The sequence below is a fragment of the Pseudomonas brassicacearum subsp. neoaurantiaca genome (genome assembly GCF_013608025.1).
GTDB lineage: Bacteria > Pseudomonadota > Gammaproteobacteria > Pseudomonadales > Pseudomonadaceae > Aquipseudomonas.
In genome coordinates, this window is record NZ_VDLV01000052.1 from 597 (window position 1) to 17212 (window position 16616).

At 60.1% G+C, this 16616-nt stretch carries 14 protein-coding genes; 8 read left to right on the forward strand and 6 right to left on the reverse strand.

All coding sequences use genetic code 11. From position 1 onward, the window contains the following. Nucleotides 1–1381 (forward strand): RHS repeat-associated core domain-containing protein (locus FHK92_RS23425; RefSeq protein ID WP_258232727.1); only part of this gene is annotated, 1381 nt, incomplete at its 5' end. Further along, a complete protein-coding gene (locus FHK92_RS23430; RefSeq protein WP_181290211.1) occupies nt 1381–1674 on the forward strand; it encodes a hypothetical protein in 294 nt (97 codons plus the stop codon). The genes FHK92_RS23425 and FHK92_RS23430, both read left to right, overlap by 1 nt. Before the next feature lie 156 nt (nt 1675–1830). Here the strand turns inward: FHK92_RS23430 and FHK92_RS23435 are convergent, their stop codons facing one another. The 6 genes from FHK92_RS23435 to FHK92_RS23460 all read right to left on the reverse strand — a co-directional run bounded on the left by FHK92_RS23435 (nt 1831) and on the right by FHK92_RS23460 (nt 9812). Beyond that, entirely contained in the window at nt 1831–3117 is a 1287-nt protein-coding gene (locus tag FHK92_RS23435; RefSeq protein ID WP_181290212.1) for an OprD family porin, read from the reverse strand. 294 nt (nt 3118–3411) lie between these two features. Continuing rightward, complete coding sequence (locus tag FHK92_RS23440; RefSeq protein ID WP_181290213.1) at nt 3412–4038, reverse strand: DsbA family protein; 627 nt, start codon at nt 4036–4038, stop codon at nt 3412–3414. Between the two features lie 177 nt (nt 4039–4215). Further along, nucleotides 4216–4416 carry a hypothetical protein gene (locus FHK92_RS23445; RefSeq protein ID WP_181290214.1) on the reverse strand — a complete coding sequence of 67 codons (201 nt, stop codon included), beginning with the start codon at nt 4414–4416 and terminating at the stop codon, nt 4216–4218. A gap of 243 nt (nt 4417–4659) precedes the next feature. Further along, the gene (gene aguA / locus FHK92_RS23450) at nt 4660–5766 is read right to left on the reverse strand and encodes an agmatine deiminase (RefSeq protein WP_181290215.1); all 1107 of its coding nucleotides are present in this window, start codon (nt 5764–5766) and stop codon (nt 4660–4662) included. A gap of 3 nt (nt 5767–5769) precedes the next feature. Further along, a complete protein-coding gene (gene aguB, locus FHK92_RS23455) occupies nt 5770–6648 on the reverse strand; it encodes an N-carbamoylputrescine amidase (protein ID WP_181290216.1) in 879 nt (292 codons plus the stop codon). Nucleotides 6649–6899: 251 nt separating this feature from the next. After that, the gene (locus FHK92_RS23460; protein WP_181290217.1) at nt 6900–9812 is read right to left on the reverse strand and encodes an aminotransferase; all 2913 of its coding nucleotides are present in this window, start codon (nt 9810–9812) and stop codon (nt 6900–6902) included. Between the two features lie 186 nt (nt 9813–9998). Between FHK92_RS23460 and rfbB the strand changes: the two genes are divergently transcribed. The 6 genes from rfbB to FHK92_RS23490 are packed head-to-tail and all read left to right on the forward strand — an operon-like array spanning nt 9999 to nt 16603. After that, nucleotides 9999–11081: a dTDP-glucose 4,6-dehydratase gene (gene rfbB / locus FHK92_RS23465; RefSeq protein WP_181290218.1), complete on the forward strand. Its 1083-nt coding sequence runs from the start codon at nt 9999–10001 to the stop codon at nt 11079–11081. Then, a complete protein-coding gene (gene rfbA, locus FHK92_RS23470) occupies nt 11078–11953 on the forward strand; it encodes a glucose-1-phosphate thymidylyltransferase RfbA (RefSeq protein WP_181290219.1) in 876 nt (291 codons plus the stop codon). Before rfbB ends, rfbA begins: the two co-directional genes overlap by 4 nt. After that, entirely contained in the window at nt 11950–12495 is a 546-nt protein-coding gene (gene rfbC, locus FHK92_RS23475; RefSeq protein WP_181290220.1) for a dTDP-4-dehydrorhamnose 3,5-epimerase, read from the forward strand. The genes rfbA and rfbC overlap by 4 nt, the downstream gene beginning before the upstream one ends. Next, the gene (gene rfbD / locus FHK92_RS23480) at nt 12492–13373 is read left to right on the forward strand and encodes a dTDP-4-dehydrorhamnose reductase (protein WP_181290221.1); all 882 of its coding nucleotides are present in this window, start codon (nt 12492–12494) and stop codon (nt 13371–13373) included. Before rfbC ends, rfbD begins: the two co-directional genes overlap by 4 nt. A 36-nt stretch (nt 13374–13409) precedes the next feature. Continuing rightward, nucleotides 13410–15218 carry a sensor histidine kinase gene (locus tag FHK92_RS23485; RefSeq protein ID WP_181290222.1) on the forward strand — a complete coding sequence of 603 codons (1809 nt, stop codon included), beginning with the start codon at nt 13410–13412 and terminating at the stop codon, nt 15216–15218. Continuing rightward, complete coding sequence (locus FHK92_RS23490) at nt 15215–16603, forward strand: sigma-54-dependent transcriptional regulator (RefSeq protein WP_181290223.1); 1389 nt, start codon at nt 15215–15217, stop codon at nt 16601–16603. The genes FHK92_RS23485 and FHK92_RS23490 overlap by 4 nt, the downstream gene beginning before the upstream one ends. Nucleotides 16604–16616 lie beyond the last annotated feature (13 nt).

The window sequence follows — 16616 nt, forward strand, 5'->3', positions numbered from 1 at the left end:
GCAAGGCCTGCTGCTCAGCGACTACCGCTACGACGAACAGGGTCGCCTCAAGGCCCAGACCGTGTGGCAGACCCAGCAGCACCAATTGTTCTGGCGCGATTACTCCTACAGCGCCAACGGCAACCTCGCCGCCCTTTCTGACAATCGAAACCGCCGCAGCTACCAATACGACGCGCAAGATCGCCTGGTCCGCATCGACCATGCCCACAGCCAAGGCCCCGAACGCTTCGCCCACGACCCGGCCGGCAACCTCTTGCTGCAAGACCGCCCCGGCCCGACCACCCTCAAGGCCAACCGCCTGCTCATGGAGGGCAACCGTCACTACGACTACGACGCCTACGGCAACCTCATCCGCGAACGCCGCGGCAAAGCCCAATGCCTCGTCACGCACTACCGCTACGACAGCCAACATCGCCTCATCGGCGTCACCACCCCCGACGGCAACGAAACGTCCTACCGCTACGACGCCTTCGGCCGACGCATCGAAAAGACCGTGGCCGGCCAGACCACGGAATTTATCTGGCAAGGCGATCAAGTCATCGCCGAAAGCAGCGACCGCCATTACCAAAGCTACGTCTACGAACCCGGCACCTTCCGTCCATTGGCCCTGCTCGAAGGCGAAGGCCCGGACAACGCCACGCCGTTCCACTACCACAACGACCACCTCGGCACGCCCCAGGAACTGACCAGCCACCAAGGCGAAATCGTCTGGGCCGCGCGCTACAACGGCTACGGCAAACTCACCGAACTGCGCCACGGCGACGGCAAGCGCCTGGAACAACCGCTGCGCTTCCAAGGCCAATATCACGACCGGGAAAGCGGTCTGCATTACAACCGGCACCGGTACTACAATCCGGAGACGGGGCGGTATCTGACGGCTGATCCGATAAAGCTGGCAGGTGGGTTGAATGCCTACCGGTACGTGCCCAACCCGACGGGGTGGGTGGATCCGTTGGGGTTGAATTGTGAACTCCCGGGAAACAAAACTAAGTCTTCAGGTGATGTTGAAAAACCGGAAGATAAGACAAGGGTAAAACAAGGTGAACCGGACGCTCCTGCTCCTACAGTCCAAGCAGAAAAGACAGCTCGAGTTCGTCATTACACCAACAGAAAAGGTTCAACGGGTATTGAGCAGCAAGGAGTCATCCAAGCTCAGGATAACAACAGAGTTTATGTCGAGCCTGCGAATAGGAAGCCACTAAGCGCGTTTGATGCTGAAGATAAGTATCAAATCGGAAGAGGCCGTGGTAGGGATTACATTGAAACAGATGTGCCTGAGTCTAAACTTGAATGGGTAAAAAACCCAAGATATGGCACGATGGAGCTGACTATCAAGGGAAATCTAAAGTTGGAAAACCCAACCTTTAAACGGAGAAAATAATGTTAGAACAGAATAGGAAAATCATTATCCCCGGAGAATCTGCACTTGAAGCCCTAGCTGAAATCGAGTTTATTTTGATATCACTACACAAGATGGGCAGCTATTACAGCGACAAGTCAACTGAAGAATACCACCGCGCCACCACAGAGTTTATTGATAATGAAAAAGTAACACAGAAACTCGCTAAAGTTCGAAGAATTATCAGCGAAGGATTTGATACAACTCTAGGCACAGATGATATGGACGATATCGAACGACACATGGAAGGCCTTAACTTCTGGAAGCCCCAATAAATTTTTCGTTCGAAACATGTTCGCTTGACAGAAAGGAGTTAAATTTCTATAGCAGAAATATCGCCGCCTCCCCCAACAACAGCAGCTCGCGCGACAAAAAACCCCGACCAATAGCTAGGCCGGGGTTTATATAAGGTTTTTAAACCCCATCACCCATCAAAAAACATTAATCGGATAATCCACAAACACCCGCAGCTCATTACCGCTGACGTTGTACTCACTGGACTTCTGCGACACACGCAATACCGAACTGCGCAACCGCACGCTCAGGTCCTTGGCCGGGCCGCCCTGGACCACGTATTTGAACTGGTTGAAGATTTCGCGCTCGGTGCCGCCCTCGCTGGTGGAGGTGGTGATGTTGTCGCCGCGCACGTAAGCCACGTTATAGGTCAGGCCCGGGACGCCGAAGGTGGTGAAGTCCAGGCCGTAGCCCAACTGCCAGCTGCGTTCGTCTTCGGCGTTGAAGTCCGACCAGTAGGAGTTGGCCAGGTAGATGGTATTGCCGCCATCGCCGACACGATTCTGATCCCGCTGGTAACCACCGTAGGCGTAGCCGAGGTTGCTGTCGCCGGTGCTGCGCTGGTGGGCAAGGGTGAAGCTGTGCGGACCGGTGGCGAAGGTGGCCGCCAGGCTCCAGATCTTGTTGTCGTCGCCGGTGACGTTGTTTTCCCGCACGTAGCTGTTATCCAGCTTGGTGCGATAGCCGTTGAAGTCCAGGGTCAGGGATTGGTCCTTGGCCAGCGGGAATACGTAGTTGGCGTTCACGTATTGTTTCTTCAGCACGTCCTCGACGTCCGAGGCGTAGAGCGAAGCCTTGAACTGTTCGGTGAACTGGTAGCTGCCGCCCAGTACGTTGATCGACTTCAAGCCACCGCTGTCACGGCCTTCGGCGCTTTTACGCGACTCGGCGGTGAAACGACCGGCGTTCAGTTCGAGCCCTTTGATTTCCTTGGAGGTGATCAGTGTGCCGGTGTAGCTTTCCGGCAGCAGGCGCCCGTTGTCATAACTTAATACGGGCAAGGCCGGCATCTGGTCGCCGTAGGCCAGTACGGTGTTGGAGACGCGGAACTTCACCGCGGCACCGAACTTGGACAGGTCATCGGCCGCGTTGCCGCTGTCGCCTTTCTTGAAGAAATCGATGCCTTGCGCACCGGTACGTCCTTTGCCGCCGTCCAGACGCAACGCATACAAGCCGAATGCATCCACACCCACGCCCACCGTGCCTTGGGTGAAGCCGGACGAGAACGTACCGATGGCTGATTGGCCCCATTCGGCCTTGTCCTTGTTGCCGTCCTTGTAGTCGCGATTGATATAGGCGTTGCGCAACAGCACTTTCAAGCTGCTGTCTTCAACGAAGCCCTTGGACTCGGCCTGGTCATTGGCCATGGCTTGTGTGGTGCTCAAGATCCCCAGTGCGATCAAACTGATGCGCTTGTTCAACATGATTATTTTCCTTGTACGGGTTGATTCGCACTGCAACCGGCAACCGGAATGGCGCTTTTGCGCTCTTTATTCGGACTCTTGCTCCTGAAAATAATGAAAAGGCCCGCCCACGATGATCGTGTCGGGCCCTTTTATTATTTAAGAGTCATGGCTGTTGGCCACAGGCGTGGACGAATCCTAGTCGCGCCATGAACCCTGTGTCAATTTCGTGAATCATCTGTAATTAGGCGAAAAACGTCTAAGAACAGATCAGTTTGAACAGCCGTCCAGGCCACAGACCACTGTGGGTGCAGATTAGTGAGATGGCATGGCTTGCTTCAGCCATTGGGCGAACGCCTCGGGCTTGCCCAGCCAGGGACCGATATCGATCAGCGTCAGCCGGCCGTCCCGCTCCAAGGCGAGTGTCGGGAAACCCTGCCCGCCAACCTTGGCCAACAAGGCCCGGCTTGCAACGAAATGCGCTTGCACATCGACTTCGATGAATGAACGCCGGAATGCCTCGGCCTCGAAGCCAATGGAGTTGGCCAATTCCAACAGCACCGTTTCGTCAGCAATTCGCCGGCCTTCAACGTAATGGGCCGTTTGCAAGCGCTCCAACAACGCCAGGCCTCGGCCCTCGAGCTGTTCAGCCGCAAGAACCGCCGCAGTCGGAGGCGCCGAGTCGAAGACCGCCTCCTCGTCCCGCAAAAGCCCCTCGAAATAAGCCTCGCCAAACGGCTGCCCGGTGTATTCAGCGATTCTCCGGTCATGGGGCATCACGTAATTGCGCAACTGGGCGGAGACTTTCTGGCGATTAGCGCCGGTCATCATGCCGCCGCCATGGGCAATAACTGGCAATACTGTCCTGGCGGCCTGGATCAGCGGCTTGGCGCCGTAGCACCAGCCGCACAGGGGATCATAGATATAGTGAAGTTGGGTCATGAAGACTTCCGCCGGGGCTTTGGTTTCTGTAGCGGCAGGTTAGCCTTGGAGGACCGCGCGGAAAAACGCCGGAATAGTGTTCAGTCTGTTTCGTGGATCGGTCGAATCTGTGGGAAATCCACAGGCATAAAAAAACGCCGCCCTTGCGGGCAGCGCCTTTATCAATCCGTTGAATTTCTATCCTTGCATCACATCCCACAACGCTTCCATTTCCGCCTCGCTGAACAGGCCAGCGGGGTAGCGTTCCATGATCGTCCGACGCGGATCAGGCTCCCTGATCTGACGCGTTCCATTGGACTTCAACCACTGCGCCACGGCTTGAAGCGACTCACCATTAACGGCCAAAGGATGGCATGTGTGCTCGCTTATCATGTTCATTCCAGCGCCCTCCTGGTTGATGAGCGGCCAATTTATCCAAGGTTTATGACAAAACAACGCAGTTGCTCTCTTCAGAACTGCGAGGATGCCGATACAAGAGCTATGCCAATGTCGTCACGTCGGCAACAAGCCAGACACAAAAAAGCCCGCGCTCCAATCGGGGCGCGGGCTTGCTCTGCTTGGATCCAAAAACAGCGGCGCCAGGCCGCTGCGATGGACATCACCAGGCTGTTACATAGCCACTCATTTCATGCGCGGCGCCGGTTGTTGTTGGGTAAGGCAATGAATATTCCCGCCCCCCAGTAACAGTTCCCGTCCCGGCACCATGATGACTTCATGCTGCGGAAACAGCTTCTGCAAAATCTCCTTGGCAGTGGCGTCCAGCGGGTCGTCGAAACTCGGCGCGATGATGCCGCCGTTGACGATCAGGAAGTTCACATAGGAGCCCGCCAGTCGCACGCTTGGGTTGCGCTCCTGGGAACCTTCTACCGCGTCCACGCCAGCACATTCTTCCTCGGTGGCGTACAACGGCCCGGGGATCGGCATTTTATGCACCGTGAACGGGCGGCCCTTGGCGTCGGTGCTGTTTTGCAGGACATTCATGGCCGCTTGGCAACGCGCGTAGTTCGGGTCCTGCGGGTCGTCGGTCCAGGCGAGCAACACTTCACCCGGGCGCACGTAGCAGCAGAAGTTATCCACATGGCCGTCGGTTTCGTCATTGAACAATCCGTCCGGCAGCCAGATGACTTTATCCACAGCCAGTTGGTCGCCAAGCACGGCTTCGATCTGTTCGCGGCTCATGTGCGGGTTGCGATTGCGGTTGAGCAGGCATTCCTCGGTGGTGATAACGGTGCCTTCACCGTCGACATGGATCGAGCCGCCTTCCAGCACGAAACCTTCAGTGCGGTAACGCGGGCTGCGCTCGATTTCAAGAATCTTGCCCGCCACTTGCGAATCGCGGTTCCACGGCGAATACAGGCCTCCATCGAAACCACCCCAGGCATTGAAATCCCAATCGACGCCGCGTACTTCGCCGTTGTCATTGATCACGAACGTAGGGCCGGTATCGCGGACCCAGGCGTCATCACTGGACATTTCCACCAGGCGGATATTCGGCACATCGAGGCGCGCCCGGGCGTTTTCATACTGCGCGGCGGACACTGCCACGGTCACCGGTTCGAAACGAGCAATCGCCTTGGCGACCGCAACATGGGCGGCCTGCGCGGGCTTGCCGCCCAGGCGCCAGTTGTCCGGGCGCTCGGGCCAGATCATCCAGACCTGGCTCTGGGTCGCCCACTCGGCAGGCATGTGGAAACCGTCCGCGCGCGGAGTGCTGTACAAAGTTGTCATCAATCAGGACTCCAATGAGCCGTCGAGGGTTTTGATCGCGCCGTACAGGTTCGGCCGCCGATCACGGAAAGTGCCCCAGGCACTGCGAATGTGTTCCAGCTCGTCGAGGTCGAAGCTGTGTACTAGCACACCTTCTTCGGTTTCGTTCAGTTCCTGGACTTTTTCACCGAACTGATTGGCGATGAACGACGAGCCGTAGAATGTGATGTCGTAGCCATCCTGCTCTTCATTGCCGATGCGATTGCTCGCCACCAGCGGCATCAGGTTGGCGCCCGCATGGCCTTGTTGAACGCGTTGCCAGTGGTCACGCGACGAGATGGTCTTGTCGTGCGGCTCACTGCCGATGGCGGTCGGGTACAGCAGGATTTCCGCGCCCTGCAGCGCCATGCTGCGGGCGCATTCCGGAAACCACTGGTCCCAACAGATGCCTACGCCAATTTTTGCGTAGCGGGTATTCCACACTTTGAAACCGGTATCGCCAGGATTGAAGTAGTACTTTTCATGGTAGCCAGGACCGTCCGGAATGTGGCTCTTGCGGTAGACGCCCAGGTTCCGCCCGTCGGCATCGATGATCGCAATACTGTTGAAGCGCGCGCGGCCGGCCAGTTCAAAGAAACTGATGGGCAACACCACTTGCAGCTCTTCGGCGATTTTCTGGAAATGCTTGATGGCAACGTTGTCGTCAACCGGAGTCGCCAATTGCAAGTAGTCCGGGTTCGGCTTCTGGCAGAAGTACGGCGTCTCGAACAATTCCTGGATCAGGATAACCTGCGCGCCTTGGGCAGCCGCCTGGCGAACCAGCTTCTCGGCGGTCTCGATATTGGCTTCGAGATCCCAGGAACAGGCCATTTGAGTAGCGGCTACGGTAACGATACGACTCATGAATCATCTCCTGGGCGATGGACAGAGGCGTCTTTATAGCCGATAAAAATCGGCTTTTAAAGGAAATAAAATCAAAAACCCTATAATCAAGACTTAAAATACCGACAAAAATCGATTTTAAGAGCACCGAAAGACCTGTGGGAGCGAGCTTGCTCGCGATAGCGGTAGGCCAACCAAATCACTATCGGCCTTGAACCGTCATCGCGAGCAAGCTCGCTCCCACAGGGGAACAGCGTGGCGTGTCAGATTGGCTATAACCCCTCCTCCAATACCTTCGCCAGCATATCGACGAAGAAATCCACGCTCTGACGGCTGGTGACCATCGGCGGCTTGATCTTGAGAACGTTCAAGTAATCACCGGTCGGTTGCATGAAAATGCCCAGCTCCCTCAAGCGATTGCACAGCGCCGTGGTTTCTTCGGTGGCCGGCTCCAGGGTGTCGCGGTTGCGGATCAGCTCCACGCCCAGGTAGAAGCCCGAACCATGCACCGCTCCGACCAACGGGTATTGGTCGATCAAGGCTTCCAGGCGGGCTTTGAAATGTCCGCCGACCACCCGGGCGTTTTCCCAGAGGTTTTCTTCCTCCATGACATCCAGCACGGCCATGCCGATCTGGCAGCTGACCGGACTGCCGCCGGCAGACGAGAAGAAATACCCTTCGGCTTCCAGCGCCTCGGCGATCTCCCGGCGGGTAATGACCGCACCCAACGGTTGGCCGTTGCCCATGCCCTTGGCCATGGTGATGATGTCCGGCACCACGCCTTGCTCTTCGAAGCCCCAGAAGAATTCGCCCATGCGCCCGTAACCGACCTGCACTTCGTCGGCGATGCAGACGCCACCGCGCTCGCGCACCATCGCGTACACCTGCTTCAAGTAGCCCGGCGGCAGCGCGATGCCGCCGGCGTTGCCGTAGACCGGCTCGCAGATGAAGCCGGCGAGCTGGCGTTTCTGCTCGTCGATTTTCGCTAGGTTGTGTTCGACGCTGCGCACGTAGTCCGGCGCACTGTCGGGCCCACGGAACTCACCGCGATAAGTGTTTGGCGCGGCTACCGGGTGCACCCAGTCCGGACGACTGCTGAGGGCCTTGGGGTTGTCGGCGATGGACGTCGAGACCGCGTCTGCCGCCACCGACCAACCGTGGTACGCCTCCAGCACACTGAGCATGTCGCGCCCGCCGCTGTAGGCCCAGGCCAGGCGGATCGCCAGGTCGTTGGCCTCGGTGCCGCTGTTGACCAGGAACACGCGGTCCATGTTCGACGGCGCCAGCGCCAACAAGCGCTCGGAAAACTCGGCGATCGCTGCGTAGTGAAAACGCGAGTTGGTGTTGAGCAGCGACCACTGCCTGGCCGCCACCGCCGCCATGCGCGGATGGCCGTGCCCCAGCACCGCGACGTTGTTGAGCATGTCGAGGTATGAGCGACCCTGCATGTCGATCAGGTGGTTGCGCCAGCCGCGCTCAATGCGCGGTGGATCGACGTAGTAGTGCTTCTGTGAACGGGCAAAACTCGCATCGCGACGAGCCAGCAGCGCCTCGGGATCGATTTCCGGCTCGGCATCACACGCCAGCCCCAGCAAGGCCGCAGGCGACGGGCAGAGCGCCTGCCACGCTTGCGCCCGCGAGGGCGAGCAGAACAGTGGAGGGTTCAAGTGCGCGCCCCGGCACAGTTGGACCCGCAACGGCCCTGCCACTTCGCCGATCACCTGCCCCTTGACCAACGCGGCCCCGGACAGCAACGACGATGCCACGCCCCACAGGCACACGCTCAACTGCGGGCCGTCGAGCCGCAGCAAGCCATCTACACCGGTGTGCACCACGCCAGCGAAAGGCGACTCCAACGGCGTGCCTTGCGGCACATGCAATTCGACGTGCAGCGGATAAGTATCGGGCTCGATGGCGCTGTCCGGCTGGGTGCGGGACAACCGGTACTGGCCGTAACGGCTGGCCGCCAGGCCGTGCACGGCAGCGGCCTCGCTCAGCAGACGCTGGTCGATCCCCGCCTGCTCCCAGTTGCCGGCCTCGAAATGCGGGCTGAGGACGCCAAGATCGATCAAGGCAAAGTCGCGTCCCACCAGCGTCGGCGACAGCGGCGCGAAGCCCTCGTTGGCAACGGGCGGCAGGCTATGGCCGGCAGCAGTGAGAATCGCCGTCTCCATCAGCTCAAGCGGCACGGAACGGGCGACGTTGAAGATTTCCCACTCATGTTCAAGATTGTCACGTGAGTATCGGTTGTCCGGGTCGATCGCGACTTGTTGTTCGCCGCTGAGTACCAGCACAGCGGCGCGGGCCACGATCAACGGCCAGAGCGCCAGGAGTTCTTCGCGCAGCAACGGATTGGTCGAGTGATAGGCCTTGATCGCGGGCAGGATGAAAAACGGATCGCCATCGGCATGGTGCAGCAGGGCCGCGCAGGTCACCGACAGGTCGGTGACACGCCAGGTGCGGATCAAATCGCCAAAATCAATCACGCCCTGCATCTGCCACTGGCGCTGGCCGTCGCGCTGCCAGACCACGTTGTCATCCGTGATGTCCATGTGGATCGCCTGTATTGGCAGGCTGGCCTTGAGTGGCAGCAAGCGCCGTTCGGCCTGTTGCGCGATGTCGGCGATCAACTGGCGCCGATGATTATCCTGGATCACGGGCAGCAGATGGTCGACCAAGGCCGGGGCATGGCGTGCGTCCCATTGGAGGGTGCGTTCCAGGCCCGGATGGTCGAAGGAGGCAAGGGCCAGGTTCATCTCCGCGCACAGCCGTCCCAACCCTGTTACAAGGTCGGGTGTCAGGTGCTTGAGTTGAGTGAGGGATTGGCCGTCGATGTATTCCAGCAGGCGTACATGGACCGTTTGTCCGGCAACGTCGAGCGTCAGCAGATCCTGGCCGTTCGATGCCTCTATTACGCGCGGTACTTTCACCGTGCTATGCCCCGCCAGTTGCTTGAGCGCAGCATGCTGGGCCTGGAGTTCCTGGATGGCGTAGTCGCCATGGCAGATCTTCAACACGAACCGGCCGCGCTCGCTATCGACGCGGTAGTTGAGGTCCTGATGGCTGCCGAGGGGTCGCAGGTCGCCGCTGAGTCCGTAATTCGAGCGCAACAGCACCAACGCCTCTTCGGCGCTGATCTGTGGGCTTGGCAAACTGGCACGGTGAACCAACGTGGCGAGCGGCATACAACGACCCCTGTGTGGTTTTGTTTTGGATGCCTATCACGCCATTGAGTCGGGGGATTAGCAACCCCCCTCTTTATTTGCTCTGTCGACCACGTGCTTCTTGCGGATATCCGCTTGCACCCTCTTCGTCATGCCGACAAGCTATGCTCCATCGCTGTATCGTCTTATCGAAAAAGGCTTAACCGGATGCGCATTCTCATTACCGGCGGTGCCGGCTTCATCGGCTCGGCTTTAATACGTCATTTGATTGGCCATACTGATCATCAGGTCCTGAACCTCGACAAACTGACCTACGCTGGCAACCTGGAGTCGCTGAGCAGCATCGATCACGATAGCCGCTACGAGTTCGTGCAGGCGGACATCATCGACCAACCGACGATCAGCGCGGTGCTGGCGCGATTCAAACCTGACGCCATCATGCACCTGGCCGCAGAATCCCATGTGGACCGCTCCATCGACGGTCCGGCGGATTTCATCCAGACCAATATCGTCGGCACCTACAGCCTGCTGGAAGCCACCCGCGCCTACTGGCAAACCCTCGGCGAGCCGCAAAAACGAGCGTTTCGCTTCCACCACATTTCCACCGACGAAGTGTATGGCGACCTGCACGGTGTGGATGATTTGTTCACCGAAACCACCGCCTACGCCCCAAGCTCGCCGTATTCGGCCAGCAAGGCCGCGTCCGACCATCTGGTCCGGGCCTGGCAGCGTACGTATGGCTTGCCCGTGCTGCTGACCAACTGCTCGAACAACTACGGTCCCTTTCACTTCCCCGAAAAGCTGATTCCGCTGGTGATCCTCAACGCCCTGGCCGGTAAACCGCTGCCGGTGTATGGCGACGGCCTGCAAGTGCGCGACTGGCTGTTCGTCGAGGACCATGCGCGGGCGCTGCTCAAAGTCGTCACCGAAGGGGTGGTCGGTGAGACCTACAACATCGGCGGCCACAACGAACAAAAGAACATCGACGTGGTGCGCAACATTTGTGCACTGCTTGAAGAACTGGCGCCGCACAAGCCTGAGGGCGTCGAGCACTACGCCGACCTGATCACCTTCGTCAAGGATCGTCCCGGCCACGACCTGCGCTACGCCATCGATGCCGGCAAGATCGAACGGGAGCTCGGCTGGACACCATCGGAAACCTTCGAGACCGGACTGCGCAAGACCGTGCAGTGGTACCTCGAAAACCTGCTGTGGTGCCGGCGCGTCCAGGACGGCAGTTATCAGGGCGAGCGCCTGGGCTCGCTCGACAACAAGGATACGATTGCATGATGAAAGGCATTGTTCTGGCCGGCGGTTCCGGTACGCGGCTGCACCCGATTACCCTCGGGGTTTCGAAACAACTGCTACCGATCTATGACAAACCGATGATTTATTATCCGATCTCGGTGCTGATGCTCGCTGGCATCAAGGAAATCCTGATCATCTCCACCCCACTGGACTTGCCGCAATATCGCAACCTGCTCGGCGACGGTTCTCAGTTCGGCGTGCATTTCAGCTACGCCGAACAGCCCGCCCCCGACGGCTTGGCCCAGGCATTCCTGATTGGCGAGCAATTCATTGGCAGCGACCCGGTGTGCTTGATCCTCGGCGACAACATCTTTCACGGCCAGCATTTCGGCGAGCAGTTGCAGACCGCCGTCAATCGAGAGCGCGGTGCGACAGTGTTCGGTTATTGGGTCAAGGACCCCGAGCGTTTCGGCGTGATCGACTTCGACCCTGAAGGCCGCGCCGTGTCCATCGAAGAAAAGCCCGCGAGGCCCAAGTCCAGCTATGCGGTGACTGGCCTGTATTTCTACGACAACGATGTGATACGGATCGCCAAGACTATCAAGCCGTCCAAACGAGGCGAACTGGAGATTACCGACGTCAATAACGCGTATCTTCATCGCGGGGATTTGCACGTCGAGCGATTTGGACGTGGTTTTGCCTGGCTGGATACCGGTACCCATGACAGCCTGCTGGAAGCCTCGCAATACGTGCAGACCATTGAGCATCGACAGGGCTTGAAGGTCGCTTGCCTGGAAGAAATCGCTTATCAACAGGGTTGGGTCAGTCGAGAGCATGTTCTTGCGCGCGCCCAATATTTCGGCAAGACCGGTTACGGCCAGTACCTGTTCAAGATCGCTGGAGAGACACATTGAACGTCATCGCCACCCGCCTGCCGGACGTGCTGATCATCGAGCCGAAGGTCTTCGGCGACGAACGCGGTTTTTTCTATGAAAGCTTCAATGCCCAGGCGTTCGCCGAAGCCACTGGCCGCGTGGTGCAGTTCGTCCAGGACAATCATTCGCGTTCCGCCAAGGGCGTGCTGCGCGGCCTGCATTACCAGATCGAACAATCCCAGGGAAAACTGGTACGCGTCACCGCAGGCGAGGTCTTGGACGTTGCGGTGGACATTCGCCGCAGCTCACCGACTTTCGGCCAGTGGACAAGCGTACACCTGTCGGGACAGAACCATCGGCAGTTGTGGATTCCACCAGGATTCGCCCATGGATTCGTGGTGCTGAGCGAGTCAGCCGATTTTCTCTACAAGACCACCGATTACTACGCGCCTTCAGCCGAACGCTGCATTCGCTGGGACGATCCGGAACTGGCGATTGACTGGGAACTGCAGGACGCGCCGATCCTGTCGGCCAAGGATCAGGCCGGCAGCGCCCTTCGCGAGGCCGACCTGTTCCCATGAATTCTTCATTGCGCATTCTGATCATCGGCCAGAACGGTCAGCTCTCCCAGGCGCTGCAAACGCGCCTCGCCGCCATGGGCGAACTGATCGTGCTGGGCAGCAACCAGCTCGACATGGCGCGTACGGATCACATTCGCGCGCCCATCGATGCATTGCGGCCCGACCTGATCATCAATGCCGCCGCCCACACCGCCGTCGACCAGGCAGAAAGTGAAGCGCAGCGGGCGTTTGCGATCAACGCCACGGCACCGGGCGTGCTCGCGCGGGCGGCGCTTGAGCTGGGCGTTCCACTGTTTCATTACTCCACTGACTATGTCTTCGACGGCCGCAAGCCCGAGCCCTATACCGAAGACGATGCGCCCAACCCCCTGAGTGTCTACGGTCGCAGCAAACTGGCGGGCGAAGAGGCCATCCGCGAGGCTGGCGGGCAACATCTGATCCTGCGCACCAGTTGGGTGTATTCCAATGCGGGGCGTAACTTCCTGCTGACCATGCAGCGCCTGCTCCAGGAAAAACCTCACCTGCGGGTGGTGGCCGATCAGATCGGCGCCCCAACCTGGGCTGGCACCATTGCCGACAGCACCGCATCATTGATCGAGCATTGGCAGGCCAGACAGTGCGGTGCCTGGGGCACCTATCATCTGACGGCCCAGGGCCAGACGTCATGGTTCGGCTTCGCCCAAGCCATCGGTGAACACCTGGTGGAGCAGCACAAACCTTGCGCCGTGCTTGAGCCAATCCCTTCCAGCGAGTACCCGACGCCGGCGCCGCGTCCGCTGAATTCACGGCTCGACTGCACGCGCCTGTTGCGGGAGTGGGGCGTGAGCCAGCCAGACTGGCGAAGCGCTTTGCAACAGTGCCTTGCCGGACAAGCCTAGGCATAATGCGTCTGTAACCACAGGCGCATCCTGCTCATGAATTCCTCCCTCCCCCGCAGACCCCGTTGGCGCAGCCTGGCCTTGCTCGCATTGTGCCTGGCGCCTTTGCTGTGGCCGCTGGAGCATCTGGCCGAGCGGTATTACCGCAGCGAACTGGCCGGACAGAACCGCCAGACACTTGATCTCTACGTCGCGAACCTGCTGGGCACCCTGCATCGCTACGAAGTGCTGCCGCAGATTCTCGGTGAATTGCCGGCCCTGCGCGCGGCCCTGTCGGCACCGGACGATGGTGTCACCCAGGGCAACGCCAACCGGCTGCTGAAAAACATCAGCGCTCAGACCGGCGCCGAAGTCATGTACCTGATGGACACCACGGGCAAGACCCTGGCGGCGTCGAACTGGGACAAACATGACAGCTTCGTCGGCCGCAACTTTGCCTTTCGCCCATACTACATCGAAGCCATGGCCGGGCGCCTGGGACGCTTCTTCGGCCTGGGCACCACGTCGGGCAAGCGCGGTTATTTCTTTGCCGCAGCAGTCCACGATCGTGAGAAAGTCATCGGCGTGTTGGTGGTCAAGGTTGACCTGGACCACACCGAAAGCCTCTGGGGCAAAACCCCGGAACAACTGCTGGTGACCGACCCCAACGGCGTGGTCATCCTCACCTCACGCCAGGAGTGGCGTTTCCGCTCGACCCGCCCCCTGAGCGATGCGGAAAGCAAGGCGATCAGCGCGATACAACCCTACCCGACACGCGACCCCAAGCCGCTGAACCTCGACGCCAGCGCCTGGCTGCCCCAGACCCAGACCATTGAAGAAACAGGCTGGAGCGTCAGCATCCTCGCCCCGCGCACCCTGATCGATCGCCCGGTGCGCACGGTGGTGATCATCGGCGGCGCAGCGCTTCTGGTCTTGATGCTGTTGCTCGGCCTGATGATGCAGCGTAGGCGCCATTATCTGGACCGCATCGCCTTCGAGGCCAAGGCGCGCCACGAACTTGAAGGCCGGGTCGCGGAACGCACCAGCGACCTGGAAGGCCTCAATCGGCGCCTCAAGCAGGAGGTTCTGGAACGCGAGCACGCCCAACAGGAACTGGTCCGGGCTCAGGATGATTTGGTCCAGGCCGGCAAGCTGTCGGCACTTGGCACCATGTCGGCCAGCATCAGCCACGAACTCAACCAGCCATTGGCGGCGATTCGCAGCTATGCCGAAAACGCCGAGATATTGCTCGACCACCAGCGTACCGAAGACGCCCGTGGCAACCTCAGGCTGATCAACGAACTGACCGGGCGCATGGCGTCGATCATTGCCCACTTGCGCGCCTTCGCCCGTCGCGACCGCCACGCGCCAGAAAGTGTCGCCCTGCAACCCGCGCTGGACGATGCCTTGGCATTGCTCGCCAAGCGGCGGCGCAGTATGGAAGTGGAACTGATACGCGATCTGCCGGCCGCCACACTGTGGGTCGAGGCCGGCGAAACGCGCTTGCGCCAGGTGCTCGGCAATCTCTTGGCAAACGCCTTGGATGCACTGACCGAAAAAGGCCCTCCACGTAAACTCTGGCTCAGTGCCCAGGCGACCGAAACCGGCGTCAACCTGTACATCCGCGATAACGGCCCGGGGTTTTGCATGGAAGCCCTTGGCCGCGCCGGCGAGCCGTTCTACACCACCAAGACCCGTACACAGGGGCTTGGCCTGGGGCTGGCGATCTGCGACACCCTGATGCGCGCCTTTGGCGGCGAGCTGCTGTTCGCCAACCACAAGGAAGGCGGCGCCCTGATCACCCTGAAGCTGCGCGCGGGCGCGCCCGGGGTAAGCCTGCAACCCTCCGAGGACCGTAGTGTATGACCATCGACAACCAGATTGAGGTGGTGCTGATCGACGACGATCCCCATCTGCGTCAGGCCTTGAGCCAGACCCTCGACCTGGCCGGCCTGAAAATCCTGCCCCTGGGCGAAGCCAATGGCCTGGCCGGGCAATTGCCCCGCGACTGGCCGGGCGTGGTGGTCAGCGACATTCGCATGCCAGGCATGGACGGCCTCGAGCTGCTAAGCCAACTGCACGCCCAGGATCCGGAGCTGCCGGTGCTGCTGATCACCGGTCACGGCGACGTGCCGCTCGCCGTGCAGGCCATGCGCGCTGGCGCGTACGACTTCTTGGAGAAACCGTTCGCCAGCGATCATCTGCTCGACAGCGTTCGCCGAGCCCTGGCCTTGCGCCGCCTGGTCCTGGACAACCGCAGCCTGCGGCTGGCCCTGAGCGACCGTCACGAACTCAGCGCCCGGCTGGTGGGCCAGTCGTCGCCCATGTTGCGCCTGCGCGAGCAGATCGGCGCCTTGGCAGCGACCCGCGCCGATGTGCTGATCCTCGGTGAAACCGGCGCCGGCAAGGAAGTGGTGGCCCGCGCCCTGCACGACCTCTCCAGCCGGCGCAACGGGCCATTCGTGGCCATCAATGCCGGCGCCTTGGCTGAGTCGGTGGTGGAGAGCGAATTGTTCGGCCACGAACCCGGCGCCTTTACCGGCGCGCAGAAACGCCGCATCGGCAAATTCGAGTTCGCCAACGGTGGCACGTTGTTCCTCGATGAAATCGAAAGCATGAGCCTGGACGTACAGGTCAAGTTGCTTCGCCTGCTGCAAGAACGCGTGGTGGAACGGCTGGGTGGCAATCAGCAGATCCCGCTGGATATCCGCATCATTGCCGCGACCAAGGAAGACCTGCGCCAGGCCGCCGATCAGGGGCGGTTCCGCGCCGACTTGTATTACCGCCTGAACGTCGCGCCACTGCGCATACCACCGTTGCGCGAACGAGGTGAGGACGTGTTGTTGCTGTTCCAATATTTCGCCGACGAGGCCAGCGCCCGCCACGGCCTGCCGCCCCACGAGCTGCAACCGGCCCATCGGGCGCTGCTGCTGCGCCATGGCTGGCCGGGCAACGTGCGCGAGTTGCAGAACGCCGCCGAACGTTTCGCCTTGGGCCTGGAACTGGCCTTGGATAACAGCGCGCCGGAAAGTCATCCGGGCACGCCGGTGGAAGTGGTCAGCGGCGGCTTGAGCGAGCAGGTGGAGAACTTCGAAAAGACCCTGATCGCCGCCGAGCTGGCCCGCCCACACAGTTCGGTACGCAGCCTTGCCGAAGCATTGGGCATCCCGCGCAAGACCCTGCACGACAAGCTGCGCAAGCATGGGCTGGCCTTCGATAGCAGCCATGGCCCGGCCGAAGAGTCTGATTGAATGCCCGCCCATC

Bases quoted from the DNA above. Each gene is read 5' to 3' on its own strand.
- FHK92_RS23430 (WP_181290211.1), top strand. From the start codon at position 1,381: ATGTTAGAACAGAATAGGAAAATCATTATCCCCGGAGAATCTGCACTT.
- FHK92_RS23435 (WP_181290212.1), bottom strand. From the start codon at position 3,117: ATGTTGAACAAGCGCATCAGTTTGATCGCACTGGGGATCTTGAGCACC.
- FHK92_RS23440 (WP_181290213.1), bottom strand. From the start codon at position 4,038: ATGACCCAACTTCACTATATCTATGATCCCCTGTGCGGCTGGTGCTAC.
- FHK92_RS23445 (WP_181290214.1), bottom strand. From the start codon at position 4,416: ATGAACATGATAAGCGAGCACACATGCCATCCTTTGGCCGTTAATGGT.
- aguA (WP_181290215.1), bottom strand. From the start codon at position 5,766: ATGACAACTTTGTACAGCACTCCGCGCGCGGACGGTTTCCACATGCCT.
- aguB (WP_181290216.1), bottom strand. From the start codon at position 6,648: ATGAGTCGTATCGTTACCGTAGCCGCTACTCAAATGGCCTGTTCCTGG.
- FHK92_RS23460 (WP_181290217.1), bottom strand. From the start codon at position 9,812: ATGCCGCTCGCCACGTTGGTTCACCGTGCCAGTTTGCCAAGCCCACAG.
- rfbB (WP_181290218.1), top strand. From the start codon at position 9,999: ATGCGCATTCTCATTACCGGCGGTGCCGGCTTCATCGGCTCGGCTTTA.
- rfbA (WP_181290219.1), top strand. From the start codon at position 11,078: ATGATGAAAGGCATTGTTCTGGCCGGCGGTTCCGGTACGCGGCTGCAC.
- rfbD (WP_181290221.1), top strand. From the start codon at position 12,492: ATGAATTCTTCATTGCGCATTCTGATCATCGGCCAGAACGGTCAGCTC.
- FHK92_RS23485 (WP_181290222.1), top strand. From the start codon at position 13,410: ATGAATTCCTCCCTCCCCCGCAGACCCCGTTGGCGCAGCCTGGCCTTG.
- FHK92_RS23490 (WP_181290223.1), top strand. From the start codon at position 15,215: ATGACCATCGACAACCAGATTGAGGTGGTGCTGATCGACGACGATCCC.